The sequence below is a fragment of the Micromonospora sp. D75 genome, from assembly GCF_018070405.1.
Taxonomy (GTDB): Bacteria; Actinomycetota; Actinomycetes; order Mycobacteriales; family Micromonosporaceae; genus Micromonospora; species Micromonospora chalcea.
Genome location: NZ_JAGPXV010001054.1, coordinates 1 through 1,013 on the forward strand (window position 1 = coordinate 1; position 1,013 = coordinate 1,013).

Sequence of the window (1,013 nt, forward strand, 5' to 3'; positions counted from 1 at the left end):
GCTCGTCCTGGCTCACGTCCTTGCCCTCGGCCGAGAGCGCGATGCGGGCCGAGGCGGGACCACAGTAGAAGAAGTTCGGCTGAGCCTGGTACTCGTAGTCGGCGGTGCGGTCACCCTTGCCCTTGACCGGGGCCGCGTGGGCGGCGGCCGGGCCGGCGACGGCACCGCCGGCAGCGGCGAGACCGGCGACGGAGAGCAGGCACTTGCGGATGATCGGATTCATGTCGAGGCTCCATTCGGGGGTCGACGGCTCCGTGCGGGAGACGCGGCACCAGGAGTGGCGCTCGGCGTACGGAGAGTTCAACCGCCCTGCTTCCGGGCCTCATTTCCAGGCGTGACCGGGGCCACCGCGAAACCGGACAGAGCGCCTCAGTCGGGCAGGCTGCCCAGGAGCCGGGTCACCGCGATCTCGATGACCACCCGCTCCGGATTCGGACGCGGGGTGCGATAACGCTCGGCGTACCGCCGTTCGGCCTCGGCCACCGAAGCCGGGTCGCGGCGCAGCGCCGCCCGGCCCTCCACGGTCAGCCACCAGCGGCCGTCGACCTGGCAGACCGCCACCGGAGTGCCGTCCGGTCCGGCCGCCGCGACGTGCCGCGCCTTGGCCGACCCCGCCGAGGTGATCACCCGGGCCAGGCCGGCCTCCGGGTCGAAGGTCACCCCCACCGGTACGACGTGCGGGGTGCCGTCGGCGCGCAGCGTGGTCAGCGTGGCGAGATGCCGGTCCGCGAAGAAGCGGGCCACCCGCCCGTCGTGCGGATCCAACCGGTGCCGTCCCGCCATGCCGTCTCCTCGTTCGCGTGTCTCATCGGCGGGGCGCCGCGCCGGGCGGCAGCGCCGGGGACTTCCCGGTGGCCCGCTGTTCCACCTGGGCGGCACGATGCTTGACGGCCAGCCGGCCCAGGTAGAACAGCGCGCCGGCCAGCACGCCCATGTCGTCCAGGTAGATCGGGTCGGGCAGCAGGTCCACCGGCAGGATCGGGTCGATCTGCGCGCCGGAGAACGCGACCTTG

General features: G+C 73.3%; 1 protein-coding gene and 2 pseudogenes. All 3 read right to left on the reverse strand.

What is annotated here, in order from left to right; genetic code table 11:
* A pseudogene (locus KBX39_RS31920) lies at positions 1 to 223 on the reverse strand (C39 family peptidase); the annotation flags it as partial.
* Between the two features lie 146 nt (positions 224 to 369).
* Entirely contained in the window at positions 370 to 783 is a 414-nt protein-coding gene (locus KBX39_RS31925; RefSeq protein WP_069087830.1) for a pyridoxamine 5'-phosphate oxidase family protein, read from the reverse strand.
* 22 nt (positions 784 to 805) lie between these two features.
* A pseudogene (locus KBX39_RS31930) lies at positions 806 to 1,013 on the reverse strand (hypothetical protein); the annotation flags it as partial.